26 protein-coding genes are annotated in these 26,050 nt (G+C 73.4%); 11 read left to right on the forward strand and 15 right to left on the reverse strand.

Annotated features, from left to right (window positions below; genetic code table 11):
- Window positions 1-61 precede the first annotated feature (61 nt).
- From AB0H53_RS00070 to AB0H53_RS00080, 3 genes are all read right to left on the reverse strand, one after another.
- A complete protein-coding gene (locus AB0H53_RS00070; RefSeq protein WP_362104640.1) occupies window positions 62-1,702 on the reverse strand; it encodes a phospho-sugar mutase in 1,641 nt (546 codons plus the stop codon).
- 168 nt (window positions 1,703-1,870) lie between these two features.
- Window positions 1,871-2,695, reverse strand: coding sequence for a purine-nucleoside phosphorylase (locus AB0H53_RS00075; RefSeq protein WP_362104642.1), 825 nt, complete (start codon window positions 2,693-2,695; stop codon window positions 1,871-1,873).
- A 208-nt stretch (window positions 2,696-2,903) separates the two neighbouring features.
- Window positions 2,904-3,341, reverse strand: a complete 438-nt coding sequence (locus AB0H53_RS00080; RefSeq protein WP_329876342.1) for a gamma-glutamylcyclotransferase — start codon at window positions 3,339-3,341, stop codon at window positions 2,904-2,906.
- Window positions 3,342-3,427: 86 nt separating this feature from the next.
- Between AB0H53_RS00080 and AB0H53_RS00085 the strand changes: the two genes are divergently transcribed.
- Both AB0H53_RS00085 and AB0H53_RS00090 read left to right on the forward strand, forming a co-directional pair.
- A complete protein-coding gene (locus AB0H53_RS00085) occupies window positions 3,428-4,963 on the forward strand; it encodes an NAD(P)H-quinone dehydrogenase (RefSeq protein ID WP_362104646.1) in 1,536 nt (511 codons plus the stop codon).
- 177 nt (window positions 4,964-5,140) lie between these two features.
- Window positions 5,141-6,094: a DeoR/GlpR family DNA-binding transcription regulator gene (locus tag AB0H53_RS00090; RefSeq protein WP_362104649.1), complete on the forward strand. Its 954-nt coding sequence runs from the start codon at window positions 5,141-5,143 to the stop codon at window positions 6,092-6,094.
- 330 nt (window positions 6,095-6,424) lie between these two features.
- Here AB0H53_RS00090 and AB0H53_RS00095 read toward each other — a convergent pair whose 3' ends face one another.
- Both AB0H53_RS00095 and AB0H53_RS00100 read right to left on the reverse strand, forming a co-directional pair.
- A complete protein-coding gene (locus tag AB0H53_RS00095; RefSeq protein WP_362104652.1) occupies window positions 6,425-7,018 on the reverse strand; it encodes a helix-turn-helix domain-containing protein in 594 nt (197 codons plus the stop codon).
- Between the two features lie 153 nt (window positions 7,019-7,171).
- Complete coding sequence (locus AB0H53_RS00100; protein ID WP_362104655.1) at window positions 7,172-8,929, reverse strand: biotin carboxylase N-terminal domain-containing protein; 1,758 nt, start codon at window positions 8,927-8,929, stop codon at window positions 7,172-7,174.
- A gap of 346 nt (window positions 8,930-9,275) precedes the next feature.
- Here AB0H53_RS00100 and AB0H53_RS00105 point away from each other — a divergent pair, with 346 nt between their 5' ends.
- Window positions 9,276-9,728 (forward strand): hypothetical protein, encoded by a 453-nt coding sequence (locus AB0H53_RS00105; protein ID WP_362104657.1) that lies wholly within the window; start codon window positions 9,276-9,278, stop codon window positions 9,726-9,728.
- Between the two features lie 37 nt (window positions 9,729-9,765).
- Here the strand turns inward: AB0H53_RS00105 and AB0H53_RS00110 are convergent, their stop codons facing one another.
- The 4 genes from AB0H53_RS00110 to AB0H53_RS00125 all read right to left on the reverse strand — a co-directional run bounded on the left by AB0H53_RS00110 (window position 9,766) and on the right by AB0H53_RS00125 (window position 12,561).
- The gene (locus tag AB0H53_RS00110) at window positions 9,766-10,371 is read right to left on the reverse strand and encodes a nucleoside triphosphate pyrophosphatase (protein WP_362104660.1); all 606 of its coding nucleotides are present in this window, start codon (window positions 10,369-10,371) and stop codon (window positions 9,766-9,768) included.
- A 24-nt stretch (window positions 10,372-10,395) separates the two neighbouring features.
- Window positions 10,396-10,524, reverse strand: a complete 129-nt coding sequence (locus AB0H53_RS00115) for a hypothetical protein (protein WP_362104663.1) — start codon at window positions 10,522-10,524, stop codon at window positions 10,396-10,398.
- A 207-nt stretch (window positions 10,525-10,731) separates the two neighbouring features.
- Window positions 10,732-10,941, reverse strand: a complete 210-nt coding sequence (locus tag AB0H53_RS00120; RefSeq protein WP_362104666.1) for an acyl-CoA carboxylase epsilon subunit — start codon at window positions 10,939-10,941, stop codon at window positions 10,732-10,734.
- 9 nt (window positions 10,942-10,950) lie between these two features.
- Window positions 10,951-12,561, reverse strand: a complete 1,611-nt coding sequence (locus AB0H53_RS00125; RefSeq protein WP_362104669.1) for an acyl-CoA carboxylase subunit beta — start codon at window positions 12,559-12,561, stop codon at window positions 10,951-10,953.
- 109 nt (window positions 12,562-12,670) lie between these two features.
- Between AB0H53_RS00125 and AB0H53_RS00130 the strand changes: the two genes are divergently transcribed.
- From AB0H53_RS00130 to hutH, 5 genes are all read left to right on the forward strand, one after another.
- Window positions 12,671-13,522: a biotin--[acetyl-CoA-carboxylase] ligase gene (locus AB0H53_RS00130; protein WP_362104672.1), complete on the forward strand. Its 852-nt coding sequence runs from the start codon at window positions 12,671-12,673 to the stop codon at window positions 13,520-13,522.
- Window positions 13,523-13,630: 108 nt separating this feature from the next.
- Window positions 13,631-14,770 carry an adenylate/guanylate cyclase domain-containing protein gene (locus AB0H53_RS00135; RefSeq protein WP_362104675.1) on the forward strand — a complete coding sequence of 380 codons (1,140 nt, stop codon included), beginning with the start codon at window positions 13,631-13,633 and terminating at the stop codon, window positions 14,768-14,770.
- Window positions 14,771-14,798: 28 nt separating this feature from the next.
- A complete protein-coding gene (locus tag AB0H53_RS00140) occupies window positions 14,799-15,596 on the forward strand; it encodes an enoyl-CoA hydratase-related protein (RefSeq protein ID WP_362104678.1) in 798 nt (265 codons plus the stop codon).
- A gap of 186 nt (window positions 15,597-15,782) precedes the next feature.
- Window positions 15,783-16,922 carry a sensor domain-containing diguanylate cyclase gene (locus AB0H53_RS00145; protein WP_362104681.1) on the forward strand — a complete coding sequence of 380 codons (1,140 nt, stop codon included), beginning with the start codon at window positions 15,783-15,785 and terminating at the stop codon, window positions 16,920-16,922.
- An 88-nt stretch (window positions 16,923-17,010) separates the two neighbouring features.
- Window positions 17,011-18,552, forward strand: a complete 1,542-nt coding sequence (hutH, locus tag AB0H53_RS00150) for a histidine ammonia-lyase (protein WP_362105614.1) — start codon at window positions 17,011-17,013, stop codon at window positions 18,550-18,552.
- A 27-nt stretch (window positions 18,553-18,579) separates the two neighbouring features.
- On the opposite strand, the gene AB0H53_RS00155 is transcribed toward hutH, so the two are convergent.
- Window positions 18,580-18,930 carry a hypothetical protein gene (locus tag AB0H53_RS00155; RefSeq protein ID WP_362104684.1) on the reverse strand — a complete coding sequence of 117 codons (351 nt, stop codon included), beginning with the start codon at window positions 18,928-18,930 and terminating at the stop codon, window positions 18,580-18,582.
- 106 nt (window positions 18,931-19,036) lie between these two features.
- Here AB0H53_RS00155 and AB0H53_RS00160 point away from each other — a divergent pair, with 106 nt between their 5' ends.
- Window positions 19,037-19,405: a hypothetical protein gene (locus tag AB0H53_RS00160; RefSeq protein WP_362104687.1), complete on the forward strand. Its 369-nt coding sequence runs from the start codon at window positions 19,037-19,039 to the stop codon at window positions 19,403-19,405.
- A 197-nt stretch (window positions 19,406-19,602) separates the two neighbouring features.
- On the forward strand, window positions 19,603-20,868 hold the full coding sequence (locus AB0H53_RS00165; protein ID WP_362104690.1) for an Ig-like domain-containing protein: 1,266 nt from the start codon (window positions 19,603-19,605) through the stop codon (window positions 20,866-20,868).
- A 596-nt stretch (window positions 20,869-21,464) separates the two neighbouring features.
- Here AB0H53_RS00165 and msrA read toward each other — a convergent pair.
- Window positions 21,465-22,127 carry a peptide-methionine (S)-S-oxide reductase MsrA gene (gene msrA, locus AB0H53_RS00170; protein ID WP_362104693.1) on the reverse strand — a complete coding sequence of 221 codons (663 nt, stop codon included), beginning with the start codon at window positions 22,125-22,127 and terminating at the stop codon, window positions 21,465-21,467.
- Window positions 22,128-22,344: 217 nt separating this feature from the next.
- Complete coding sequence (locus AB0H53_RS00175) at window positions 22,345-23,448, reverse strand: hypothetical protein (protein ID WP_362104696.1); 1,104 nt, start codon at window positions 23,446-23,448, stop codon at window positions 22,345-22,347.
- Window positions 23,449-23,506: 58 nt separating this feature from the next.
- Between AB0H53_RS00175 and AB0H53_RS00180 the strand changes: the two genes are divergently transcribed.
- Window positions 23,507-24,658, forward strand: a complete 1,152-nt coding sequence (locus AB0H53_RS00180) for a cystathionine gamma-synthase (RefSeq protein WP_362104698.1) — start codon at window positions 23,507-23,509, stop codon at window positions 24,656-24,658.
- 96 nt (window positions 24,659-24,754) lie between these two features.
- On the opposite strand, the gene AB0H53_RS00185 is transcribed toward AB0H53_RS00180, so the two are convergent.
- From AB0H53_RS00185 to AB0H53_RS00195, 3 genes are read right to left on the reverse strand one after another with little or no spacing between them, the layout of a single operon-like run.
- On the reverse strand, window positions 24,755-25,009 hold the full coding sequence (locus AB0H53_RS00185; RefSeq protein WP_362104701.1) for a hypothetical protein: 255 nt from the start codon (window positions 25,007-25,009) through the stop codon (window positions 24,755-24,757).
- Entirely contained in the window at window positions 25,006-25,506 is a 501-nt protein-coding gene (locus tag AB0H53_RS00190) for a sigma factor-like helix-turn-helix DNA-binding protein (RefSeq protein ID WP_362104704.1), read from the reverse strand. Before AB0H53_RS00190 ends, AB0H53_RS00185 begins: the two co-directional genes overlap by 4 nt.
- A 31-nt stretch (window positions 25,507-25,537) precedes the next feature.
- Window positions 25,538-26,050, reverse strand: coding sequence for a MarR family transcriptional regulator (locus AB0H53_RS00195; RefSeq protein ID WP_362104707.1), 513 nt, complete (start codon window positions 26,048-26,050; stop codon window positions 25,538-25,540).

A 26,050-nucleotide genomic window follows, 5' to 3' on the forward strand; every position in this document is an offset into this window, starting at 1 on the left:
CGGAACCGCGGCGGCGCGGTGGGGTGCGGCGCGGCACCGCGACCGGCGCGGTGCGGCGCGCTCAGATGCCGGCGGCGGCCGCCAGGTCCCGCTTGACCGCGGCCAGCACCTCGGCGCCCTTCGCGCGGGCACCGGCCAGCTCGGCGGCCCCGCCGACCGGGACCACGACCTCCAGGTAGCACTTGAGCTTGGGCTCGGTGCCGCTCGGGCGGACGATCACCCGCGCCTTGTAGTCGCCGTCCAGGTAGTACCGCAGGCCGTCGGTGGGCGGCAGCGTCTCCGTGCCGCGGGTCAGGTCCTCGGCCACCGTGACGGTCAGCCCGGCCAGCGCGGCCGGCGGCCGCTCGCGCAGCCGGCGCATCGCGTCCGCGATGACGCTCAGGTCCTCCACCCGGACGGAGAGCTGGTCGGTGGCGTGCAGCCCGTGCGCGACCGCCAGGTCGTCCAGCAGGTCGGAGAGGGTACGGCCCTCCTCCTTGAGCTCCGAGGCCAGCTCGGCGACGACCAGCGCCGCCGTCACGCCGTCCTTGTCGCGCACGCCCTCGGGGTCGACGCAGTAGCCCAGCGCCTCCTCGTAGCCGTACCGCAGGCCCGCCACGCGGGCGATCCACTTGAAACCGGTCAGCGTCTCCTCGTGGCCGAGCCCGGCCGCCCCGGCGATCCGGCCGAGCAGCGACGAGGACACGATCGACTCCGCGAACGTACCGGTGACCCCCCTGCGCACCAGGTGCGCGGCGAGCAGCGCGCCCACCTCGTCACCGCGCAGCATCCGCCAGTCGCCCTCGTGCGGGACCGCGACGGCGCAGCGGTCGGCGTCCGGGTCGTTGGCGATGACGATGTCCGGGCGGACCTCGCGGGCCTTGGCGAACGCCAGGTCCATCGCCCCCGGCTCCTCCGGGTTGGGGAACGCGACGGTCGGGAAGGCCGGGTCCGGCTCCGCCTGCTCCTCGACGAGGACGGGGGCGGGGAACCCGGCGCGGGCGAAGGCGGCCAGCACCACGTCCTTGCCGACGCCGTGCATGGCCGTGTAGACGACGTTCGCGGTGCGCGGCGACCCCTCGGTCAGGACGGCGTCGGTACGCTCCAGGTACGCCTCCAGGACCTCGTCGCCGAGCGTCTCCCAGCCCGCCTCGGCACGCGGTACGTCGTGCAGCGACCGTACGGCGGCGATCTCGGCGGCGATCTCCGCGTCGGCCGGCGGCACGATCTGCGAGCCGTCGCCCAGGTAGACCTTGTAGCCGTTGTCGCGCGGCGGGTTGTGGCTGGCGGTGACCTCGACGCCGGCCACCGCGCCCAGGTGCCTTATGGCGAACGCCAGCACCGGGGTCGGCAGCGGCCGCGGCAGCACGGCGGCGCGCAGGCCCGCGCCCACCATCACGGCGGCGGTGTCGCGGGCGAAGTCGGCCGACTTGTAGCGCGCGTCGTACCCGATGACGACCAGCCCGTCGCCCTGCCCCTTGCCCTTCAGGTACGCGGCGAGCCCGGCGGCGGCCCGGACGACCACCGCGCGGTTCATCCGCATGGGCCCGGCCCCCAGCTCACCGCGGAGCCCGGCCGTCCCGAACTGCAGGGTGCCGCTGAACCGCGCGGCCAGCTCGTCCAAGTCCTGCGCCTCGATGAGCTCGGCGAGCTCGTCGCGGGTCTCGCTGTCCGGGTCCTCGGCCAGCCACGCCTCGGCCTGCGCGATGAGGTTCTGCTGCACGGTGGTCTGCCTCTCTGGGAGTCGGGTGTGGGATGTCGGGTGCCGTACGGGTCCCCGTGCCCTTCGGCCACCCGGCCGGGCACCCGCCGGCCCGGGACCTCGGGCCCGGATGGCCTAACGCCCACCGGATGACCGGTGGGCGCCGGGCCGTGCCGGGGGCACGAGGGATCAGATGCGGTCCAGCACGCGGGTGAGGAGCTCGCCCATGCGCGCCGCCGAGTCGCGGCCCGCCTGGAGGACCTCCTCGTGGTTCAGCGGCTCGCCGGAGAGCCCCGCCGCCAGGTTGGTGACCAGGGAGATGCCCAGCACCTCGGCGCCCGCCTCACGGGCCGCGATGGCCTCCAGGACGGTGGACATGCCGACCAGGTCGCCACCGAGCACGCGGACCATGTTGATCTCGGCCGGGGTCTCGTAGTGCGGGCCGGGGAACTGGACGTACACGCCCTCCTCCAGCGTCTCGTCGACCTCCTTGCACAGCGCGCGCAGCCGCGGCGAGTACAGGTCGGTCAGGTCGACGAAGTTGGCGCCCACGATCGGCGAGGTGGCGGTGAGGTTGAGGTGGTCGCTGATCAGGACCGGCTGGCCGGGGCGCATGCCCTCGCGCAGGCCGCCGCAGCCGTTGGTCAGCACCACCGTCTTGCAGCCGGCGGCGACGGCGGTGCGCACACCGTGGGCGACGGCGGCGACGCCGCGGCCCTCGTAGTAGTGCGTACGGCCCAGGAAGACCAGCGCGCGCTTCTCGCCGATCGTGTACGAGCGGATCCTGCCCCCGTGGCCCTCGACGGCCGGCGGCGGGAAGCCGGGCAGCTCGGTGACCGGGAACTCGGCGTCGGGGGCGCCGAGCGCGTCGACGGCCGGCGCCCAGCCGGAGCCCATCACGAGGGCGACGTCGTGGGTCTCGGCGCCGGTCAGCTCGCGCAGGCGCGCGGCGGCGGCGTCGGCGGCGGCGTAGGGGTCGCCCTGGAGGTGGTCCGGGGTGGCAGTTGCGTTCACAGAGTCTCTCGCCTCGCGAAGGAACGTCGCCCCGGTCCGTTCGCTGCCCGGCCCGGGGGTCCGGGGGTGGGCCCCGGAAGGAAATTCGGTACGCGAAAGAGCGTAGCCGCAGATTGCCTACGCGCGTAGATGACGATGCTCACGGACCTGCGATCGTTGTCTTGTCGTTTCCGACGAAGCGCCCACGGCGGGGTGCCCGGCGCCTTCTCTAACAAGGGCGCTTGCGCAGTTCCATCACATAGTCGTGCGGCGCGCCCGCGGACTCGGCCGCGTCGGCGATCTCACCCAGGTAGCGGGCGGACGGCAGGCCGCCCTCATATCCGTTGAGCACGTACACCCAGGCGGGTTCCTCGCCGTCCAGGGTGTCCACCCGCACCCGCATCCGCCGGTAGATGTCCAGGCCGACACCCTCCCAGCGGTCCATGGAGTCCTCGTCCATCGGGGCGATGTCGTACAGGGCGACGAACACCTGGGAGCGCGGCGCCTCCACGATCGTGGCCAGGGCGCCCTCCCAGCCCATCTGCTCGCCGCCGAAGGTGAGCCGCCAGCCGTTGAGCCAGCCGGTGCCGCGCAGCGGGGAGTGCGGGGCGCGGCGCGTCATCAGCCGCGCGTCGAGGTTGCCGGCGTACGCGGCGTAGAGCGACATGGGATCGAGGGTACGGGAGGGTCGCGGGTGGACGCCGTTCCCCGATCGAGGGCCCCGGGGCGAACCTGGTTGAACGGTGCGGGACAATGGAGTACGTACTCCATCCATCGGGGGCAACCCCCGAACCCCCGGCCCACCCTGTCCTGGGGGTTGCCGTGACGAGAGCGCGAGGCGTGACCCCAGTGACCCGGATCGTGATCATCGGTGGCGGACCCGGCGGATACGAGGCGGCCCTGGTGGGCGCCCAGCTCGGCGCGGAGGTGACCGTCGTCGACTCCGACGGCCTCGGCGGAGCGTCCGTCCTGACCGACTGCGTGCCCTCGAAGACCCTCATCGCGACCGCGGAGGTGATGACCACCTTCGACTCGTCGTACGAGGAACTGGGCATCATCGTCGCCGACGACACGCCGCACATCGAGCAGGCCGCCCGAGTCGTCGGTGTGGACCTCGGCAAGGTCAACCGGCGCGTCAAGCGGCTCGCGCTCGCCCAGTCCCACGACATCACCGCCTCCGTCACCCGGGCCGGCGCCCGGGTGATGCGCGGCCGGGGCCGGCTCGACGGCCGCCAGGCCCAGGACGGCTCCCGCCAGGTGGTCGTCACCGCCGCCGACGGCACCGAGGAGACGCTCACCGCCGACGCCGTGCTGATCGCGACCGGCGGTCACCCCCGGGAGATCCCCGACGCCCAGCCCGACGGCGAGCGCATCCTGAACTGGACGCAGGTCTACGACCTCGACGAGCTCCCCGAGGAGCTCATCGTGGTCGGTTCCGGCGTCACCGGCGCCGAGTTCGCCGGCGCCTACCAGGCGCTCGGCTCGCGGGTCACCCTGGTGTCGTCCCGTGACCGGGTGCTGCCCGGCGAGGACCCGGACGCCGCCGCCGTCCTGGAGGAGGTCTTCCGGCGCCGCGGCATGAACGTCATGGCCCGCTCGCGCGCCCAGTCCGCCAAGCGGGTGGGCGACCGGGTCGAGGTCACCCTCGCCGACGGCCGGGTCATCTCCGGCTCGCACTGCCTGATGGCGGTCGGCGCCATCCCGAACACCGCCGGGATGGGCCTGGAGGAGGCGGGGGTCCGGCTCAGGGAGTCCGGCCACATCCGGACCGACAAGGTCTCGCGCACCTCCGCGCCGGGTGTGTACGCCGCCGGTGACGTCACCGGGGTCTTCGCGCTCGCCTCGGTCGCCGCCATGCAGGGGCGGATCGCGATGTACCACTTCCTCGGCGACTCGGTGACCCCGCTGAACCTGAAGACGGTCTCCTCGAACGTCTTCACCGACCCCGAGATCGCCACGGTGGGTTACACCCAGGCCGACGTCGACGCGGGCAAGATCGACGCCCGGGTGGTCAAGCTGCCGCTGCTGCGCAACCCGCGCGCCAAGATGCAGGGCATCAGGGACGGCTTCGTCAAGATCTTCTGCCGGCCCGGCACGGGCATCGTGGTCGGCGGCTGTGTCGTCGCGCCGAAGGCCAGCGAACTGATTCACCCGATCTCGATCGCGGTCGACAACAATCTGACGGTCGAACAGATCGCGAACGCCTTCACCGTGTACCCGTCGCTGTCGGGCTCGATCGCCGAGGTGGCGCGGCAGTTGCACACCCGGAAGACGACGGCCGAGGCGTAGGCGCCCGCCGGGGCGGGACAACCCCCGGCAAGCCCCGGCAAGTCGGGACAGCGACCGGTCAAAGAACGTTCCTGGACGGGGCCACCCATACCACTTGGGGGCCCCGTCTGTTCGCAACTTCTCTTAATGGGCGCATACCGCTGCAAAGAAACGGTCTGCCACGTTACTGTCAGTTTCGTGTTCGCTGCAGAACGTCGCCAATTGATCCTTGAAATGGTGCGCGCCAACGGAGCGGTGTCGCTCCGCGAGCTCGCCCGCGTCGTCCAGACCTCCGAAGTGACCGTACGGCGGGACGTGCGGGCGCTGGAGGCAGAAGGACTCCTCGACCGCCGGCACGGCGGTGCGGTGCTGCCGGGCGGATTCACGCGAGAGTCCGGCTTCCCGCAGAAATCCCATCTCGCCACCGCGGAGAAGACCGCCATCGCGGACATCGCCGCGGGACTCGTCGAAGAGGGCGAGGCCATCGTCGTCGGCGCGGGCACGACCACCCAGGAGCTGGCCCGCCGGCTCGCCCGGGTGCCCGGACTGACCGTGGTCACCAACTCCCTGCTGGTCGCCCAGGCACTCGCCCATGCCAACCGGGTCGAGGTCGTCATGACCGGCGGTACCCTGCGCGGCTCCAACTACGCGCTGGTCGGCAGCGGTGCCGAGCAGTCCCTCCAGGGGCTCCGGGTCTCCAGGGCGTTCCTGTCCGGCAGCGGCCTGACCGCCGAGCGGGGCCTGTCCACGTCCAACATGCTCTCCGCGAGCGTCGACCGGGCGCTGGTCCAGGCGGCCGGCGAGGTCGTGGTCCTCGCGGACCACACCAAGCTCGGCACGGACACCATGTTCCAGACCGTGCCGACGGACGTGATCACCCGCCTGGTCACCGACGACCCGCCCGCCCATGACGAGCGGGCGCTCACCGAGCTCCAGGCCCTGGCCGACCAGGGGGTCCAGATCACGGTGGCCGGGGCCACCGCCGTCCCGGGAGCCGACGGCGCCCCGCCGGGCCGGCAGCCCCGCCGGGAGGTGCCGCTGCCGGGCCAGCGCGGCCGCCACCCGGGCGCCCCGTTGCGCAGCGCCGCGCTGACGGGCGAGGCGCAGGCCCAGGAGCGGGGCGCGCGCGTGGCCGATCTGCGCCGTCGCTGAGCACCGCCGGATCCGTCCGGGCGCGGGGCGCCCCGGTCACCGGGGCGCCGGCCGTCAGGGCCGCGACGGTCACCGGCCGCCCGGCCCGGCGACCCGGCCGCCGTACCCCGCTCGCGAACCCGGCCCCCCGTGGACCCGGCCGCCGGCGACTCCCCGGGCGGCCGGGCACCGGGTGCCCGGGGAGTCGGGTGCCCGCATGTGCCCGCCCGGGTCCGGCCCGGCCGTGACCCGGCCGCCTGCACCGGGGGCCCGGGCGCTTCCACCGGCGGCCCGGCCGCCTCCCGCCGCGGCCCGGCCGTTCCGGCTCGTACGGCCGGGCCCCCGGGGAGGTCAGGCCTTCAGCCCGAGCAGCGTCAGCGTCAGCAGCCGGTCGGCCAGCTCCGGGTCGTCGGGGGACCGCTCCGCGGCCAGGGCGATGGCGTTCGTCAGCTGCAACAGGTCGTCGATGGACACGCCCGCCCGTACGGCGCCGCAGTCCACCGCCCGTTCCAGCAGCCGGGAACCGGCCTCGCGCATCGGCACACTGCACTGCGACAGCGCCGAGCTGCGGTCGTGGGACGCCGACATCAGCGCGCTCGCCAGGCCCCGGTATTCACCCGCGTGAGTGATGATGGCGCGCAGCCACTTCACCAGCGCCTCGCACGGCTGGTCCGTTTCGGTGAGCTGCCGAGAGCGCTCCAGCAGCGCCCCCAGTGCCTCCTGGAAGACCGCGTTCATCAGCGTGTGCCGGTTGGGGAAGTGCCGGTAGAGCGTGCCGATGCCCACCCCGGCGCGCCGGGCGATGTCCTCCAGTGAGGCATCCGTGCCGTGCTCCGCGAACGCGGCCCGGGCCTCCCCCAGCAGCCGTTCGTAGTTGCGGCGGGCGTCGGCCCGCATGGGACGCGGCACGTCCGGAGCCGTACCCGCTGCCGTACCGGTCACCATGGCCGCGTCCTCCCTGCCTCCGCCTCGATGACTCCAGAATGCCATCGCACAGGCGGCGGAACCCCGCGTGAGGACGCGGGAAGGGGCCCGCCGGTGATGCCCGGCAGGCCCCTTCCCGTACCGCGGGGGGCGCGTGGCGCCGCTTCCGGCGCGTCAGTCCTTGATGTCGCAGATGACGGCGCCGGAGGTGACCGAGGCGCCGACCTCGGCCGTCAGGCCCTTGACGGTGCCCGCGCGGTGGGCGTTGAGCGGCTGCTCCATCTTCATGGCCTCCAGGACGACGATGAGGTCGCCCTCCTTGACCTCCTGGCCCTCCTCGACGGCCACCTTGACGATGGTGCCCTGCATGGGGGAGGCCAGGGTGTCGCCGGAGGCGGCGGAGGCGGACTTCTTGGCGGCGCGGCGCTTGGGCCTGGCGCCGGCGGCCAGGCCGGTGCGGGCCAGGCTCATGCCCAGCGAGGACGGCAGGGACACCTCGAGGCGCTTGCCGCCGACCTCGACGACGACGGTCTCGCGACCGGTCTCCTCCTCGTCGGCCTCACCGGCGGCCGGAGCGGCGAAGGGCTTGATGTCGTTGACGAACTCGGTCTCGATCCACCGGGTGTGCACCTGGAACGGGTCTGAGGTGAACGCCGGGTCGGTGACCACCTTGCGGTGGAAGGGGATGGCGGTGGCCATGCCCTCGACCTGGAACTCGTTCAGGGCCCGGGAGGCCCGCTGGAGCGCCTGCTCACGGGTGGCGCCGGTGACGATCAGCTTGGCCAGCAGCGAGTCCCAGGCGGGACCGATCACGCTGCCGGACTCCACGCCCGCGTCCAGCCGGACACCGGGGCCGGAGGGCGGCGCGAACGCGGTGACCGTGCCGGGCGCGGGGAGGAAGTTGCGGCCGGGGTCCTCGCCGTTGATACGGAACTCGAAGGAGTGCCCGCGCACCGGCGGGTCGTCGTAGCCGAGCTCCTCGCCGTCGGCGATCCGGAACATCTCCCGCACCAGGTCCAGGCCGGTGACCTCCTCGGTGACCGGGTGCTCGACCTGGAGGCGGGTGTTGACCTCCAGGAAGGAGATGGTGCCGTCCAGGCCGACGAGGAACTCCACGGTGCCCGCGCCGACGTAGCCGGCCTCCTTGAGGATGGCCTTGGAGGCGCGGTAGAGCTGGGCGTTCTGCTCGTCGGACAGGAAGGGCGCCGGCGCCTCCTCGACGAGCTTCTGGTGGCGGCGCTGGAGCGAGCAGTCACGCGTGGAGACCACGACCACATTGCCGTGCTGGTCGGCCAGGCACTGGGTCTCGACGTGCCGGGGCTTGTCGAGGTAGCGCTCCACGAAGCACTCGCCGCGCCCGAAGGCGGCCACGGCCTCGCGGACGGCCGAGTCGTACAGCTCGGGGACCTCTTCGAGGGTGCGGGCCACCTTCAGGCCGCGCCCGCCACCGCCGAACGCGGCCTTGATGGCGATCGGCAGCCCGTTCTGCTCGGCGAAGGCGACGACCTCGTCGGCGCCGGAGACCGGATCCGGGGTGCCGGCCACCAGGGGCGCGCCGGCCCGCTGGGCGATGTGCCGGGCGGCGACCTTGTCACCCAGGTCGCGGATGGCCTGCGGGGGCGGGCCGATCCAGGTCAGCCCGGCGTCGATGACGGCCTGGGCGAACTCGGCGTTCTCGGAGAGGAAGCCGTACCCGGGATGGATGGCGTCCGCGCCGGAGTCCTTGGCGGCCTGGAGCACCTTGGCCATGTCCAGATAGCTGGCGGCCGGGGTGTCACCGCCCAGGGCGAACGCCTCGTCGGCCGCGCGGACGTGCAGCGCGTCCCGGTCCGGATCGGCGTAGACGGCTACGCTGGCGATCCCGGCGTCCCGGCAGGCACGGGCGACACGGACAGCGATTTCGCCACGGTTGGCGATGAGCACCTTGCGCACGATGGCTCCCTCCTTGAAACAAGCTGAGTTTAGGGACTGCCGACACGGCCTCACGACCCGTCCCCAGTGGTGAGCTTGCCCACACGGAGCGTGACGCGAGGCTCGCCCGGGCGGCAAAAACCCTTGTGGCACCACGGTACGCAGGGTTTCTTCACCGCACAGTAACCCCGGGGTGTGGCCAAGGTCTCTGTCTGCCCGGCCAGTGCGCCGTCCGGATTCTTTGTGGAGTCCCTACGAATGGGCGAATGATTCTTTGCGGTGGCGTCCGGACCCTTGTCCTCGCCGTTACCCGTTAGTAGCGTGCACGGCGTCGGCCGTACCGCAGGTAACAGGCAGGGGAGAACCCATGGTGGCCCGCAGAACGACAGGGCTGGTGGCCGGAATGGTGCTGCTCGTCGAGGCGGTCGGCTTCGTGGTGGTGCACGGGGTGCTCGCCACCGCCGTCGGCGGCCAGCGGATGTCCATGGCCGACCTGGATCCGGACGCCATGGTGGCCGGCACCTGGGCGATGGGCGGCGCCATGGGCCTCTTCCTCGCCCTGTGCGGTGTGGCGCTGCTGGTGGTGGCGGTGCGCGACCGCGCGCCGGGCCGCGCGGCCCGCGTCCTCCTCATCGCCTGCGCCGTCACCCACGGCGTGCTGGGCGCCCTGGCGGTGGGCCTGGTGGGCTGGGGGGCCTTCGCGTTCATGATGGTGGTGCTGGGGCTGGTGGTGCTGTCCCTGCTGGCCTACGCCCCGGACGTCATCGCCCGGGAGGCGGCGGAGCCCCGGCCGCCCGCGACCGGGCCGGCGCCGGTGTAGGGCGCGCCCTCGGCGGGGCTCACCGCCGTGGCCCGGCTCACGCCCACAGGTCGGTGATCGACACGTCCAGCCGTCCCAGCAGCCGCCGCAGCAGCGGCAGCGAGAGGCCGATGACATTGCCCGGGTCGCCGTCGATGCCGTCGATGAAGGGGGCGGAGCGGCCGTCCAGGGTGAAGGCGCCGGCCACGTGGAGGGGCTCGCCGCTGCCGACGTACGCGGCGATCTCCGTGTCCGTCGGGTGGCCGAAGCGGACCAGGGTGGAGGCGGTGGCGGAGGCGTACCGCTTGGTCGCCGTGTCGTGCACGCAGTGGCCGGTCTGCAGGACGCCCACCCGGCCGCGCATGGCCATCCAGCGGGCCGTGGCCTCCTCGGCGTCGGCCGGCTTGCCCAGCGCCCGGCCGTCCAGTTCGAGCACCGAGTCGCAGCCGATGACCAGCGCCCCGGACACCTCGGGGCGGGCGGCCACCACGGAGGCCTTCGCCTCGGCCAGGGCGAGCGCCAGCTCGGCCGGGGTCGGGGCGGTGACCTTGTCCTCGTCGAAGCCGCTGACGATCACCTCGGGGGCGAGCCCGGCCTGGCGCAGCAGGCCGAGGCGGGCTGGGGAGGCGGAGGCGAGGACCAGGCGGCGGCGCTGAGCAGTCATGGTCGTCATCGTACGGACAACGGGTCAGTGCAGCCCCGTCACGAACATCGCCAGCACCATCGCCAGCGCCAGCAGGATCCCCGCCCGGCGCAGCATGGCCTGCATGTCGCGCATCTCCTCGGGGGGTTCGTTCTCCGGGTCGGACCACAGCATCCTTCGATGGTGCGGGCCCGCCGGACGCGACGCCTGAGTATCCGTACTCATGCGTGGCAGTGCCAACGGACTACCCCCGCCCGCGCCCGGCGACCGCCCCCGGCGTCCCGCCCGCACGACGGCCGGCCGGCGCCCGGCGACCGCCCGCACGACGGCCCCCGCGCCGGCGGGGGCCGTCGTACCGCTTGCCGGGCCGGGCCGGTGGGCCTAGGCCGGCCAGAAGGAGCGCGTCCACGCCCGCGGCCCCGGCTGGGGACGGCGGGCACGGGCGATCCTGGCCGGGTCCGACCAGCCCTCCGGGAGGCGCGGCGCGCCGTCCGTGCCGGCCGCGGCGGCGGCCGCGGCGCGCGCCCGGACCACCGCCAGGGCGGCGGCCAGCTCCTCCGGGGTCGGGTTGCCCCGTACGACCTTGATCACCAGGACTCCTTAGAGGGGGATGTTGCCGTGCTTCTTCGGAGGCAGGTTTTCCCGCTTCGTACGGAGCTGACGCAGGCCCTTGACGATCTGCGCCCGGGTCTCCGACGGCATGATCACCGCGTCGACGTAACCCCGCTCGGCCGCCGTGTACGGGTTGAGCAGGGTGTCCTCGTACTCCTGGATCAGCCGGGCCCGGGTGGCTTCCTGGTCCTCGGCCTCCGCGATGGTGCGCCGGTGCAGGATGTTCACCGCGCCCTGCGCGCCCATCACCGCGATCTGCGCGGTCGGCCAGGCCAGGTTCAGGTCGGCGCCCAGGTGCTTGGAGCCCATCACGTCGTACGCGCCGCCGAACGCCTTGCGCGTGATCACCGTGATCAGCGGGACGGTGGCCTCCGCGTACGCGTAGATCAGCTTGGCGCCGCGCCGGATGATGCCGCCGTACTCCTGGTCCACGCCGGGCAGGAAGCCCGGTACGTCGACGAAGGTCAGCACCGGGATGTTGAACGCGTCGCAGGTGCGCACGAACCGGGCGGCCTTCTCCGAGGCGTTGATGTCCAGGCAGCCGGCGAACTGCATCGGCTGGTTGGCCACGACACCGACCGGGAAGCCCTCGACCCGTCCGAAGCCGGTGACGATGTTGGGCGCGAACAGCGCCTGGGTCTCCAGGAACTCGCCGTCGTCCAGCACGTGCTCCAGGACGGTGTGCATGTCGTACGGCTGGTTCGCCGAGTCCGGGATGAGGACGTCCAGCTCCCGGTCCTCGCCGGTGGGCTCCAGGTCCGCCTCCTCCGGGAAGGCCGGCGGCTCGGAGAGGTTGTTCGACGGCAGGTAGGACAGCAGCGACTTGACGTACTCGATGGCGTCCTTCTCGTCCCCCGCCATGTGGTGCGCCACGCCCGAGGTGGTGTTGTGGGTGCGGGCGCCGCCCAGCTCCTCGAAGCCGACGTCCTCACCCGTGACCGTCTTGATGACGTCGGGACCGGTGATGAACATGTGCGAGGTCTGGTCGACCATCACCGTGAAGTCGGTGATGGCGGGGGAGTAGACGGCGCCGCCCGCGCACGGGCCGACGACCAGCGAGATCTGCGGGATGACACCGGAGGCGTGGGTGTTGCGGCGGAAGATCTCGCCGTACATGCCGAGCGCCATCACCCCCTCCTGGATGCGCGCGCCGCCCGAGTCGTTGATGCCGATGACCGGGCAGCCCGTCTTCAGGGCGAAGTCCATGACCTTGACGATCTTCTGTCCGAAGACCTCGCCCAGGGCGCCGCCGAACACCGTGAAGTCCTGGGAGAAGACCGCGACCGGCCGGCCGTCGACCGTGCCGTACCCGGTGACGACCCCGTCGCCGTACGGACGGTTCCGCTCCAGGCCGAAATGGGTCGAACGGTGCCGGGCGAACTCGTCCAGTTCGACGAACGAGCCTTCGTCCAGCAGCAGGTCGACCCGCTCGCGGGCCGTCAGCTTGCCCTTGGCGTGCTGCTTCTCGACGGCACGCTGGGAGCCCGCGTGTGTCGCCTCCTCGATACGGCGCTGCAGGTCCGCGATCTTTCCCGCGGTGGTGTGGATGTCGGTCTTGTGGAGCTCTTCGGGCTCTTGGGGCTCTGCCGGCTCGGACATCGGGATGCGGCTCCCTGCCTGGTCACGGGTTCGTTGGCTACTGATCCGTAGCGTATCGGCGCCGATACCGTTCGGCAGTGCGGTGTTTACCACACCTACGCTGGCTTGCATGACGCCCACACATGGTTCAGGAAGCCGTTGGTCGGACCTGGAACGGCCCCCGCTCAACGCCGCCGCGCTCCGCCGCGGCCTGCTGGTCCCCGGGGGGCTGTGGACCTCGCTCGACATCGTCACGGCGACCGGCTCCACCAATTCCGACCTCGCCGCCCGCGCGGGCTCGTCGCCCGAGGGCGCGGTGCTGGTCGCGGAGGAGCAGACGGCGGGACGGGGGCGGCTCGACCGGGTGTGGTCGGCCCCCCCGCGTTCCGGACTGTTCTTCTCCGTCCTGCTCAAGCCGCGGGTACCCGCCCGGCGGCTGGCCTGGCTGCCGTTGCTGACCGGGGTGGCCGCCGCGGCCGGCCTGACCCGTGCCGCCGGAGTCGACATGTCGCTGAAATGGCCCAACGACCTGCTGGTGAAAGTGGCGGGCGAGGAACGCAAGGCCGGCGGGATCCTGGCCGAGCGGGCCGGCGAGGAGGGCGTCGTCGTCGGTGTCGGCCTCAACGTCACGCTCCGCGCCGACGAGCTGCCCGTCCCCACGGCCGGTTCGCTGGCGCTGGCCGACTCCGTCTCCACCGACCGCGACCCGCTGCTGCGCGCCGTCCTGCGCTCGCTGGAGCACTGGTACGGGAAGTGGACGGCTGCCGACGGGGACCCCGACGCCTCCGGAGTGCGGGAGGCCTACGAGGCGGGCTGCGCGACCCTGGGCCGCCGGGTCCGCGCCGAGCTGCCCGGCGACCGCGCGCTCGTGGGGGAGGCGGTGGCGGTGGACAGCGGCGGACACCTGGTGGTGGCCGCCCCGGACGGCGGCCGGGAGGCCGTGGGGGCGGGCGACATCGTCCATCTGCGCCCGGTGGCCTGAACGCGCTGGCCGGCCGGGACGTGAGCCAGGGCACACCTGCCGTATCGTTGAGGCGATCCAGCGACAGATCGGCAGGGCAGTGCGCAGGGAACGGGCAGGAGGCGGCCGGTGAGCGTCGACGACGCGAATGCGGGCGGGGCCGAATACCCGACCCCCCACCATGTCGTCGACCACACGGCGGAGCCGACCGACGACCCTCTGGCGATCCGCCTCGAACAGCTCATCCTGGGCGCCGAGCGGCGCTACACCCCCTTCCAGGCGGCCCGTACCGCCGGCGTCTCGATGGAACTGGCCTCCCGGTTCTGGCGGGCCATGGGCTTCGCCGACATCGGCCAGGCCAAGGCGCTGACCGAGGCCGACGTGCTGGCGCTGCGGCGGCTGGCCGGTCTGGTCGAGGCGGGCCTGCTCAGCGAGCCGATGGCGGTGCAGGTGGCGCGCTCCACCGGGCAGACCACCGCCCGGCTGGCCGAATGGCAGATCGACTCCTTCCTGGAGGGCCTGACCGAACCGCCCGAGCCCGGGATGACCCGCACCGAGGTCACCTATCCGCTGGTGGAACTGCTCCTGCCGGAGCTGGAGGAGTTCCTGGTGTACGTGTGGCGGCGCCAGCTCGCCGCCGCGACCGGCCGGGTGGTGCAGGCCGCCGACGACGAGGAGATGGTGGACCGGCGTCTGGCGGTCGGCTTCGCGGACCTGGTCGGCTTCACCCGGCTGACCAGGCGGCTGGAGGAGGAGGAGCTGGGGGAGCTGGTCGAGGCGTTCGAGACCACCTCCGCCGACCTGGTCGCCGCGCACGGCGGCCGGCTGATCAAGACGCTCGGCGACGAGGTCCTGTTCGCCGCTGACGACGCGGGCACGGCGGCCGAGATAGCGCTGCGCCTGATCGAGACGCTCCGGCACGACGACACCATGCCCGCGCTGCGGGTCGGCATCGCCTTCGGCACGGTCACCACGCGCATGGGCGATGTGTTCGGTACCACGGTGAACCTGGCCAGCCGGCTCACGTCGATAGCGCCCAAGGACACGGTCCTGGTCGACGGGGCGCTGGCCGAGGAGCTCTCCCGTACCGGCGAGGCACCGGCCTCCGAGACCCGGGCGGCGGAGGAGGCGGCCCGCGCGGAGAAGGAGGGCGAGGAGCCGCCCTCGTACCGCTTCGCGCTCCAGCCCATGTGGCAGCGGCCGGTGCGTGGCCTGGGAGTGATCGAACCCTGGCAGCTGAAGCGGCGGGAGCCTAGGATCACCGGATGACGATCGCTAACGCTCGTTAACCGGGAGGGTGTCACGCATGTCCGAGCAGCGCTTCGGGGAGTTCGTCGCCGTACGGCGCCATGAGCACGTGGCGGAGCTGGTCCTGGACCGGCCCAAGGCCATGAACGCCGTCTCCACCGGGATGGCCCGCTCCATCGCCGAGGCGTGCGACGCGCTCGGCGCCGACCCGTCGGTCCGGGTGACCGTGCTGACCTCCTCCAACGACCGGGCCTTCTGCGTGGGCGCCGATCTCAAGGAGCGCAACTCCCTCACCGACGCGGAGCTGGTGCGGCAGCGGCCGACCGCCCGCGCCGCCTACACCGGGGTCCTGGAGCTGCCGATGCCGGCCGTCGCCGCCGTGCACGGCTTCGCCCTGGGCGGCGGGTTCGAGCTGGCACTCGCCTGCGACCTGATCGTCGCCGACGACACGGCGGTGGTCGGGCTGCCCGAGGTGTCGGTCGGGGTCATCCCGGGCGGCGGCGGTACGCAGCTGCTGCCGCGCCGGGTGGGGGCGGCCCGGGCGGCGGAGCTGGTGTTCACCGCGCGGCGGCTGGCGGCCGGCGAGGCGGCGCGCCTGGGGCTGGTCGACGAGCTGGTGGCCGACGCCCGGGACGGGGCGCTGGAGCTGGCCGCCCGGATCGCGGCGAACTCGCCGGTCGGGCTGCGCGCCGCCAAGCGGGCCATGCGGCTCGGGCAGGGGCTGGACCTGCGGGCCGGGCTGGAGGTCGAGGACGCGGCGTGGCGGTCGGTGGCGTTCTCGGGGGACCGGGCCGAGGGCGTGGCGGCGTTCAACGAGAAGCGGAAGCCGCGGTGGCCCGGCGAGTGAGCGCCCCGGCGGCGGTCCGGACCGGGCCCGTCGCGGACCGGGGCGGTGCGGGCGGGGCCCGGGCGGGCCGGTCCGGTGGCGGCCCGCCGGGGTGCGACTGGGCGGGCGGGGACCGGGTATGCGCGAATCCGGGCCGTGCGACGGTCCGGCGGGTCAAAAGTTATGGATCGTCCCTAAGCTTGAGGAATGGGTGAGGATGTCCGGCTGCGTGCCGTAGTGGGGCTGGCGCAGGCGATGGCGGCGGCGCACACCCCGCGCGAGTCGTGGCGTGCGGCCGCGCTGGGCGCGCGGGACGCGCTCGGTGGCACGTTCGCCGCGCTCTCGGTCTGGGAGCGGGACCACGGCCGGCTGAGGGTGCTGGTCAACGCGGGTGACCGGGCGGCCGGGGAGGAGGAGTTCCCCGAGTCGGAGACGTACCCCGTCCACCAGTTCTCCGAGATCACCGAGTTCCTGCACGAGAAGTGGGCGGGTGGCGGGGAGCCCAACGCGTGGGTCGAGACGGCGGCGGGGCCGGGGCCGGGTGCCCACGGTTACTGCCAGCAGCGCGTCGCCGCGCTGCGGCGGCGGGGCCGGGGCTGCTGCGTGGTCGCGCCGATAGTGATGCACGGACGGGCCTGGGGAGAGCTGTACGTGGCCCGGCCGGCCGGGGCGCCGGTGTTCGACCGGGGCGACGCCGACTTCGCCACGGTCCTGGCGTCGGTGGTGGCGGCCGGGATCGCCCAGACCGAGCGGCTGGAGGAGGTGCGCAAGCTCGCCTTCACCGATCCGCTGACCGGCCTGGCCAACCGGCGGGCGGTGGACATGCGGCTGGACGAGGCGGTCGAGCGCTTCCTGGCGGACGGGGCGGTGGTCAGCCTGGTGGTGTGCGACCTGAACGGCCTCAAGCAGGTCAACGACACCCATGGCCACGCGGTGGGGGACCGGCTGCTGGAACGATTCGGCTCTGTGCTCTCGTACTGCGGGGCGATGCTGCCCGGGGCCCTGGCGGCGCGGCTGGGCGGCGACGAGTTCTGCCTGGTCTCGGAGGGGTCGGAGGCGGACGAGGTGGTCGCGGTGGCGGAGGAGCTGTGCGTACGGGCCGGGGAGCTGGAGCTGGGCGAGGGCGTGGCCTGCGGGGTGGCCTCCACCGGTGACCCGATCGGTCCGGTGGCCTCGGCGCGGCGGCTGTTCCGGCTGGCCGACGCGGCCCAGTACCGGGCCAAGGCGGCGCGTTCGCCGAAGCCGGTGGTGGCCGGGCGGGACGGCACCGTGATCCGGCTGGCGGACGCCCCGCCCACCGCGTCCCGGGACCGCCGGCGCTTCCGGGACGCGCACCCGGAGGCGTGAGGGCCGCCGGGCGGGGGCGCGTAAGGGGCTCCCGGGAGACTGGGTAGTGACATGCTGGGATTCAGTCCGTAGGGTGCTGAATATGGATATGCACACAGTCGTGGTGGGGACGTCCGGCACCACCGCACAGGACGTCATCGCCGTGGCCCGTGGCAACGCGCGGGTGGAGCTCTCGCCGGAGGCCCTCGCCGCGCTCGCCCGGGCCCGGGAGATCGTCGATGCCCTCGCCGCCAAGCCGGAGCCGGTCTACGGCGTGTCGACCGGGTTCGGCGCCCTCGCCTCCCGGCACATCAGCACCGAGCTGCGCGCCCAGCTTCAGCGCAACATCGTGCGCTCGCACGCCGCCGGCATGGGCGCGCCCGTGGAGCGGGAGGTGGTGCGGGCGCTGATGTTCCTCCGCCTCAAGACGGTCGCCTCCGGGCACACCGGCGTACGCCCCCAGGTGGCGCAGACCATGGCCGACGTGCTGAACGCGGGCATCACCCCCGTGGTGCACGAGTACGGTTCGCTGGGCTGCTCCGGGGACCTGGCGCCGCTCAGCCACTGTGCCCTGACGCTCATGGGGGAGGGCGACGCCGAGGGCCCCGACGGCATCGTCAGGCCCGCCGGGGAACTGCTCGCCGCGCACGGCATCGAGCCCGTGGAGCTGCGCGAGAAGGAGGGGCTCGCCCTCCTCAACGGCACCGACGGCATGCTCGGCATGCTGATCATGGCCCTGGCCGACCTGGACAAGCTCTACAAGTCCGCCGACATCACCGCCGCGCTGTCGCTGGAGGCGCTGCTCGGCACGGAGAAGGTGCTCGCCCCCGAGCTGCACGCCATCCGCCCCCACCCCGGTCAGGCCGCCGCCGCCGCCAACATGCTCGCCGTCCTCAAGGGCTCCGGACTCACCGGCCACTACCAGCAGGACGAGGCGCCGCGCGTCCAGGACGCCTACTCGGTGCGCTGCGCCCCGCAGGTCGCCGGCGCCGGCCGCGACACCATGGCCCACGCCCGCCTCGTCGCCGAGCGCGAACTCGCCTCGGCCGTCGACAACCCGGTGGTCCTGCCCGACGGCCGGGTCGAGTCCAACGGCAACTTCCACGGCGCGCCCGTCGCCTACGTACTGGACTTCCTCGCCATCGCCGCCGCCGACCTCGGCTCCATCGCCGAGCGCCGCACCGACCGGCTGCTGGACAAGAACCGCAGCCACGGCCTGCCGCCGTTCCTGGCCGACGACGCCGGCGTCGACTCGGGCCTCATGATCGCCCAGTACACGCAGGCCGCACTGGTCAGCGAGCTGAAGCGGCTGGCGGTCCCGGCCTCCGCCGACTCCATCCCGTCCTCCGCCATGCAGGAGGACCACGTCTCGATGGGCTGGTCGGCGGCCCGCAAGCTGCGCACCGCCGTCGGCAACCTCAACCGGATCATCGCGGTGGAGCTGTACGCGGCGACCCGCGCCATCGAGCTGCGCGAGGGCCTCACCCCGGCCCCCGCGTCCCGCGCCGCCATCGAGGCACTGCGCGCGGCCGGCGTCCAGGGCCCCGGGCCGGACCGCTTCCTCGCGCCCGACCTGGAGGCCACCGACGCCTTCGTGCGGGAGGGCGGGCTGCTGGCGGCCGTCGAGGCGGTCACCGGCCCGCTGGCCTGACCCGGCTCCCGGACCGGCCCCCGCCCGCTAGGACGCGGCGGGGGTCCCCCGGCGCACCGCGAAGCTCACCAGCCCCGCGCCGGCCGCCAGGAACGCCACGCCGCCCATCAGGTACGGGGTGGTGTCCACGCTGCCGGTGTCGGCGAGGACCAGCCCCTGCCGCGAACCGGAGGGGCCGGCCGGCAGGCCGGACCGCTCGGAGCCGGCCCCGGTGACCGCAGCTCCGGCGGTCGCGGTGCCGGCGTGGGTGGTGGCTCTCGTCCCCTGCTCCGCGGGCGGCTGCTCGACGGTGGCGTTGGCCGAGGGAACGAACCACAGGGCGGCCAGCAGGGTCCCGGCGGCGGTGGTGGTCAGCAGCGGTCGGCGTGCGACGGACACGGATTCAGATCCCCTTGCGGAACCGAGAATTGGTGGGTGCGCCGATGCTAATGAACTCAGCGGGTCGCGGGAAAGTCGCGTGCCCCGGGAGCCTACGCTCCGTCATATGAACCCTGTTGAGACATCACGTTATGTACGGCTTCGCGTCGACCTGGTGCTGGAGATCACCGACACCGCAGAGCTCACCGCTGCCGCTGTGGAGCGGATCGACGAGGACGAGTTCATGCCGGACGACGAGCGGGCGCACGCCCGGTCGGCGGTGCGGGAGGACGAAGCGGAAGCTCTCGCGTACCTCGTGGAACCGGTCGAGCTGGTCGGCGAGGTGCCCGGCGTGGAACTCGTCCAGGCGTCCTGGACCAGCGAGCAGGCCGCGTACGAGCCGGGGGCGGCGGAGGAGTGGGACATGGACGAGGACGATGAGGGGGATGATGGGGAGTACCCCGGCGGCGAGGACGACGGCGCCCGGCGGCCGTAGCGCGGAACCCTGACGCGGTTCCCCGCCCGGCCCCGGTCCGCCGCCCGTCAGGCGCGCGCCCGGGGCCGGCCCGTTGCCGGGAACCGCCGGCGGCCCCGCGTGCGTCGATCAGTGGTGTTCCCCACATCTCCGGGGCATGTGGAACCGGACGGGTCGGTATGGGTGTTGTTGGAACAGTGGGCAGGGAATCGGCGACGATGGAGAAGCGTGTGATGACGGACAGCAAGCGGCGCAAGGGCCTGGCGGCCGCGTCCGCACTGCTCGGCGGCGTGCTGGTGCTTACGGCCTGCAACGACGGTGAGGCCAAGGGCGGCGGCGCCGACAGCTCGAAGAAGTCACAGGCCCAGGTGGACGAAGCGGCGGCCAAGGACGTCTCGCAGGCCCGAATAGCGATCTCGCCCAAGAACGGCGCGGACAACGCGGGCATCAACGACGACGCCAAGGTGACCGTGAGCGACGGCACTCTCACCCAGGTGACGATGACCACCGCCGACGGCACGACCGTCAAGGGCGAGATGGCGGCGGACGGCAAGAGCTGGAAGCCCTCCGCGCAGCTGGAGCGGGCGACCACCTACAAGATCTCGGCCAGCGCCAAGGACGCCGAGGGCCGCGAGGCCCACGAGAACTCCTCCTTCACCACCGTCTCGCCGGACAACAGCTTCATCGGGAACTACACGCCCGAGGACGGCTCCACGGTCGGCGCCGGGATGCCGGTCTCGATCACCTTCAACAAGCCGATCACGGACAAGAAGGCCGTCCAGACCGGGATCAAGGTCTCCTCGACCAGCGGCCAGGAGATCGTCGGGCACTGGTTCAACTCGCAGCGCATCGACTTCCGGCCCGAGCAGTACTGGACCGCCGGCTCCACCGTCACGGTGAAGCTGAACCTCGACGGTGTCGAGGGCGCCAAGGGCGTCTTCGGCGTCCAGCAGAAGACCGTCACCTTCAAGATCGGCCGCAGCCAGGTCTCCACGGTCGACGTCGCCGCGAAGACCATGAAGGTCGTCCGGGACGGCAAGCCGCTCAAGACGATCCCGATCTCGGCCGGCTCCCCGGACAACCCCACGTACAACGGTCAGATGGTGATCTCCGAGAAGTTCAAGGAGACCCGGATGAACGGCGCGACGGTCGGGTTCACGGACGACGACGGCAAGGGCGAGTACGACATCAAGGACGTGCCGCACGCCATGCGGCTGTCCACGTCGGGCACCTTCATCCACGGCAACTACTGGGGCTCCGACTCGATCTTCGGCAGCGCCAACACCAGCCACGGCTGCGTGGGCCTGAACGACGCCAAGGGCGCGAACGACCCCAACCAGCCGGGTGCCTGGTTCTTCGACAACTCGATCGTCGGTGACGTGGTCGTCGTCAAGAACTCCAAGGACGAGACCATCAAGCCGGACAACGGCCTCAACGGCTGGAACATGAGCTGGTCGCAGTGGAAGGCCGGTTCGGCGGTCTGAACCCGCGCGTGACCGCGTGAGCGCGTGAGCGGGGAAGGCGGCGGCACCCCACCGGGGTGCCGCCGCCTTTCCGTACCGTCACAGGCCGTGGGTCCGCAGGTCCTTGCGCCGGGCGTACCGCAGCCCCGGCAGGTCGGCGCCGTACGGCTCGCCGTCGTCGTCCGCCATGGGGCGGCCGCCGGCGCGGAGGGCAGGAAGCGGGCCAGGGCCAGGTCGAGCACCACGGCGGGCACCCGGCGGCCCTCCTCGGCGGGCCCCGGTACCCGCCGCGCGGCGGTGTGCGGCGGCCACCCGTGGGTCTCCTGGCCATGGGGCGGCCGGCCGTGGCGGGGCGGTGGGTGGTCCGGCTGCCGGTACGGCGGCGGAACGGGCGCCGGGTGGTACGGCGGCGGTGCGGCGTGGGGCTGCCGCCCGTACGGCGCCGGCGCGTACGGCTGTCGTCCGTGCGGAGGTTGTCGGTGCGGTGGTCGTCCGGACGGCTGCTGCGGCGGCCACCGCTGCCGGGTCCCCCGTGGTGTGTCCAAGCGCGAGATCATGCCGCGCACCACCCACCGGGAGCCGGCCACCCGTGCGGTGACCGGCTGCGGGGCCTCGGCTCAGCCGTCGGCCTTCGCGACGCCGATCGGGCAGGACAGCCCCGTGCCGCCGATGCCGCAGTAGCCGCCCGGGTTCTTGTCCAGGTACTGCTGGTGGTACGCCTCCGCCGGGTGGAAGGGGCGGTCCCGCGCGGGGAGGATCTCGGTGGTGATCGTGCCGTGGCCGGCGGCCGTCAGGACCTTCTGGTAGGCGTCGCGGGACGACTCGGCCGCGGCGGCCTGGGCCGGGGAGTGGGTGTAGATCGCCGAGCGGTACTGGGTGCCCACGTCGTTGCCCTGGCGGAAGCCCTGGGTGGGGTCGTGGGACTCCCAGAAGAGCTTGAGCAGCGACGCGTACGGCACGACCGACGGGTCGAAGACCACGCGGACGGCCTCGGTGTGGCCGGTCAGGCCGGAGCAGACCTCCTCGTAGGAGGGGTTGGGCGTGTAGCCGCCCTGGTAGCCGACGAGGGTCGTCCAGACGCCCTCGGCCTGCCAGAACGCGCGCTCGGCGCCCCAGAAGCAGCCCAGGCCGAAGTCCGCGGTCTCCAGGCCGGCCGGGTAGGGGCCGAGGAGGGGGTTGCCGAGGACCGTGTGGCGCTCGGGCACGGTGAACTCCGGCTCGGGGCGGCCTTTCAGGGCTTCTTCGGGGCTGGGCAGGACGGGCGTACGGCCGAACAGCATGACGCGGACTCCTTCGCGGTGGCGCCGAGGGCGGCTTTCGGTCAACGTGCGAGCGCCGCCCGGAATTCCGGGCCGGCGGCGGGCCGGGTGACCCCGGCCCGGTCGGCCACGACGCGCGTCCCCGGCCCGGGTCATCCCGGCCCCGGGTCGTCCCGGCCCGGTCAGGACGGCCCGGTCAGGACGGCCGGGTCAGGACGGCCGGGTCAGGACGGCCGGGTCACCTCGGCAGGGTCGCCGGGCTGCCGCCGTTCGCCTCGTAGCCGGCCACCGCCAGCGCGCGGTACACCGCGTACTCCGCCGCCGGGTCCTCGCTCAGCGTCCACGGCAGGGCGCCGACGTGGCCGTCCACGTGGACGAGCTGGTGCATCGCCTCGGACCAGCGCTCCGCGCGGACCAGGAAGTGGACCAGCAGGTGCCGGACGTGCGCCAGCATCGGGTCGTCGGGCCGGGCCGAGTGCACCGCGTACAGCGCGCCCTCCATCGCCCTGGCGACCACCTCGGTGGCGTAGAAGTCCCGTACCAGCGCGATCTCCGGAAGGTGCTCGAAGACCGCGAACAGCGGCAGCGCGGCGAGCAGCGAGCCCTGCGGGGCGCGCGCGGCGGCGGCGGTCGCGAACTGGTCCGCGTCCTTGCGGGAGCCGTGCCACTTCTCGCACCAGTAGTGCAGGGCCGCCAGGTGCGCCCCCATGTGGTGCGGAGCGCGGTCGATGATCTTCGCCCACACCTGGTCGAACTGTTCCGGCGAGTACCCCAGGCCCCGGGCGACGGCGAGTTCGACGATGTACGGCACCGGGTCGCCGGGGGCGAGCAGCGCGGCCTCGCCGCACACCGTACGGGCCTCTTCGAGGATGATCCGGAAGTCGTCCGTGCCGGCCGACGACGAACGCCACGCCTGCTGCACCAGGAACTCCGCGTGCACGGCCGCCCCGCCCGCGTCCTTGGGCTGCTCCGCCCGCCAGGCCCGCAGCCACGCGCCCCCGGCGCCCGGCCGCTGCTGGAGCTCCAGCGACGCGGCGCCGGCGAAGGCCTGCACGCGCTGCCAGCGGACCTCGCCCTCCTTGCCGGTGCCCGCCAGGAGCTGCGACGCGGCCCGCCAGTCCTGCGTCCGCTGCACCACGTCCAGGACGTCCACCAGGTCCTGGTCGGGGCCGGGCATCCGGACGTCGAGCTGCTCCTGCCGTACGAAGCCGTACGCGCCGGGATCGGCGGCGTCCGGCGCGCCGGGCTCGGCCAGGCGGATACCGGCGCGGCGGCGCGTCAGCCACGGGACCACCACGACGGCGATCAGGCCGACCGCGAACAGGAACCAGAGAATCTCCATACGCACATTGTCCCGGACTCGATGGCCACGGTTGCCGCCCGGACTACGCTCGGACCTCATGAGCGACCACACTCACCAGAGTTTCGAGACCCGCGCCATCCACGCGGGCAATACCGCCGACCCGCTGACCGGCGCGGTCGTGCCGCCCATCTACCAGGTGTCCACCTACAAGCAGGACGGCGTGGGCGGCCTGCGCGGCGGCTACGAGTACAGCCGCAGCGCCAACCCGACCCGTACCGCCCTGGAGGAGAACCTCGCGGCCCTGGAGGGCGGCCGGCGCGCGCTGGCCTTCGCCTCCGGCCTGGCCGCCGAGGACTGCCTGCTGCGTACGCTGCTGGCGCCCGGTGACCACGTGGTCATCCCCAATGACGCCTACGGCGGAACCTTCCGGCTGTTCGCCAAGGTCGTCGCCCGGTGGGGCGTGGAGTGGTCGGTGGCCGACAGCTCCGACCCCGCCGCGCTGCGCGCCGCCGTCACCGACCGTACGAAGGCCATCTGGGTCGAGACCCCCTCGAACCCGCTGCTGGGCATCACGGACATCGAGGCCGCCGCGGACGTGGCGCGCACCGCCGGTGCCAAGCTGGTGGTCGACAACACCTTCGCCAGCTCCTACCTCCAGCAGCCGCTGGCGCTGGGCGCGGACGTCGTCGTGCACTCCCTGACCAAGTACATGGGCGGCCACTCGGACGTCGTCGGCGGGGCGCTGGTGACCAGCGACGAGACGCTGGGCGAGGAGCTGGCGTACCACCAGAACGCGATGGGCGCGGTGGCCGGGCCGTTCGACTCCTGGATCGTGCTGCGCGGCATCAAGACGCTCGCGGTGCGCATGGACCGGCACAGCGAGAACGCGGCGAAGGTCGCCGAGATGCTGGTCAAGCACCCCAAGGTGGCGCAGGTCTACTACCCGGGCCTGCCGGAGCACCCCGGCCACGACATCGCCGTCAAGCAGATGAGGGACTTCGGCGGCATGGTGTCGTTCCGCGTCGAGGGCGGCGAGGCGGCGGCGGTGGAGGTCTGCAACCGCGCGCGGCTGTTCACCCTGGGCGAGTCCCTGGGCGGTGTCGAGTCGCTGATCGAGCACCCGGGCCGGATGACGCACGCCAGCGCCGCCGGTTCGGCGCTGGAGGTTCCGGCGGACCTGGTGCGGCTGTCGGTCGGCATCGAGAACGTCGACGACCTGCTGGCGGACCTGCGCCAGGCACTGGGCTGAGCCCGCCCCCGCCGGCGGGGAACGGGGCCCGTGGGCCGGGCGCCCGACTTCCGGACGGTGGGCGGCGGGCCCGTGGGCCGCGCTTCCGGCACCGGGTCACCAGCCCTCGAAGGGCGGCGCGGTGTCGGACGGCGGCGGTCGCCACGGCTCGGCGACCACCGCCCAGCAGGTGAACGCGAGCGCGAGTGCGGTGAGCAGCGCCCAGAGCGCCCGGCGCAGCGCCCGCGCCCGGCGCCGGGCGCGGGCGCCCCGGGCGAGTGCCCGGCGCGGCAGGCCGGCGGGCAGCCGTGGGCACGGCCCCGCCTGAAGCAGACGCCGTACCTCGTCCTCCCCGCGCTCGGGCCGGCTCACCCGGGCGGCCCGGCGCGCACCGCGCCCTCGCCCGGTGCCGCCGGCGGGACCGGCACCGGTGGCGGGACCGGCACCGGGGCGTCGCGCAGGGCGCGGAGCGCCTGGCGACGCACCGTCCGGACCCGCTCCACCGGGAGGCCGAGCAGCGCCGCCGTCTGCTCGTCGGCGAGGCCCTCGTACAGACGCAGCACCAGGACCAGCCGGGCCCGGGGGGCGAGCCGGCCGAGCGGGTCGCCCCGGCCCCGCCGGCAGCGCCAGGCGGCGCGGGCGAACCGGGCCGCCAGCTCCTGCCGGGCACGGGCGTAGGGGTCCTCGCCGCGCAGCCCGTCCCAGTGGGCGTACGTGGCGGCCAGCGCGGCGACCAGCAGCGCCTGCGCGCGGGGGTTGCGGTCGGGCGGCTCGGCCGTCAGGAGCGTGGCGGCACGCAGCAGCCGGCCGCCCGCGCCCGCGACGAACGCCTCGAAGTCCCGGTCCGCGCCGTCCCCGTCTGAGGCCACGTCCTCATATGAGGGCAGGCGCGCCACGGGGTCAAGAGGGCTGCGCGGCCTCCGGGTCGGTGATGTGCAGATTGGCCTGGCGGACGGTGAGCGCCGAGTTGAAACGGGTGAGCAGCGTGCAGAACGACTCGCGCTCGGCCTCCGTCCAGCCCTTCGTCACCTGTGCCATCAGCTCGCGGCGCGAGGAGCGGACCTCCTCCAGCCGGGCCTGGCCGCGCGGCGACAGCTGGAGCACGACCGCGCGGCCGTCCTCCGGGTGGGAGGTCCTCTTGACCAGGCCGGTGTCGACCAGCGGCGCGACCTGGCGGGTCACGGTGGAGGAGTCGATGCCCATCCCCGCCGCCAGGGCCTTCACGCCCATCGGGCCTTCCTGGTCGAGCCGGTTGAGCAGCAGGTAGGCGGCGCGGTCCATGGAGTTGCGGAGCTGGCCGGTGCCGCCGAGGCGGGTCTGCTCGGCCCGCCGGGCGAAGACGGCCACCTGGTGCTGAAGGGCATCGAGGAGACCTTGGTCAAGATCAGTCGTCATGTCCTGAGATGTGGGCAT

It is taken from the genome of Streptomyces sp. NPDC050856, from assembly GCF_040653855.1.
Classification (GTDB): Bacteria; Actinomycetota; Actinomycetes; order Streptomycetales; family Streptomycetaceae; genus Streptomyces.

Coding starts and splice junctions, on each gene's coding strand:
- AB0H53_RS00080 (WP_329876342.1), bottom strand. CDS start 3,341: ATGTCGCTCTACGCCGCGTACGCCGGCAACCTCGACGCGCGGCTGATG.
- AB0H53_RS00180 (WP_362104698.1), top strand. CDS start 23,507: ATGAGCGACCACACTCACCAGAGTTTCGAGACCCGCGCCATCCACGCG.
- AB0H53_RS00095 (WP_362104652.1), bottom strand. CDS start 7,018: ATGGTGACCGGTACGGCAGCGGGTACGGCTCCGGACGTGCCGCGTCCC.
- AB0H53_RS00160 (WP_362104687.1), top strand. CDS start 19,037: ATGAACCCTGTTGAGACATCACGTTATGTACGGCTTCGCGTCGACCTG.
- AB0H53_RS00115 (WP_362104663.1), bottom strand. CDS start 10,524: ATGCTGTGGTCCGACCCGGAGAACGAACCCCCCGAGGAGATGCGCGAC.
- AB0H53_RS00130 (WP_362104672.1), top strand. CDS start 12,671: ATGACGCCCACACATGGTTCAGGAAGCCGTTGGTCGGACCTGGAACGG.
- hutH (WP_362105614.1), top strand. CDS start 17,011: ATGCACACAGTCGTGGTGGGGACGTCCGGCACCACCGCACAGGACGTC.
- AB0H53_RS00105 (WP_362104657.1), top strand. CDS start 9,276: ATGGTGGCCCGCAGAACGACAGGGCTGGTGGCCGGAATGGTGCTGCTC.
- AB0H53_RS00110 (WP_362104660.1), bottom strand. CDS start 10,371: ATGACTGCTCAGCGCCGCCGCCTGGTCCTCGCCTCCGCCTCCCCAGCC.
- AB0H53_RS00195 (WP_362104707.1), bottom strand. CDS start 26,050: ATGCCCACATCTCAGGACATGACGACTGATCTTGACCAAGGTCTCCTC.
- AB0H53_RS00145 (WP_362104681.1), top strand. CDS start 15,783: ATGGGTGAGGATGTCCGGCTGCGTGCCGTAGTGGGGCTGGCGCAGGCG.
- AB0H53_RS00165 (WP_362104690.1), top strand. CDS start 19,603: ATGGAGAAGCGTGTGATGACGGACAGCAAGCGGCGCAAGGGCCTGGCG.
- AB0H53_RS00125 (WP_362104669.1), bottom strand. CDS start 12,561: ATGTCCGAGCCGGCAGAGCCCCAAGAGCCCGAAGAGCTCCACAAGACC.
- AB0H53_RS00085 (WP_362104646.1), top strand. CDS start 3,428: ATGGAGTACGTACTCCATCCATCGGGGGCAACCCCCGAACCCCCGGCC.
- AB0H53_RS00175 (WP_362104696.1), bottom strand. CDS start 23,448: ATGGAGATTCTCTGGTTCCTGTTCGCGGTCGGCCTGATCGCCGTCGTG.
- msrA (WP_362104693.1), bottom strand. CDS start 22,127: ATGCTGTTCGGCCGTACGCCCGTCCTGCCCAGCCCCGAAGAAGCCCTG.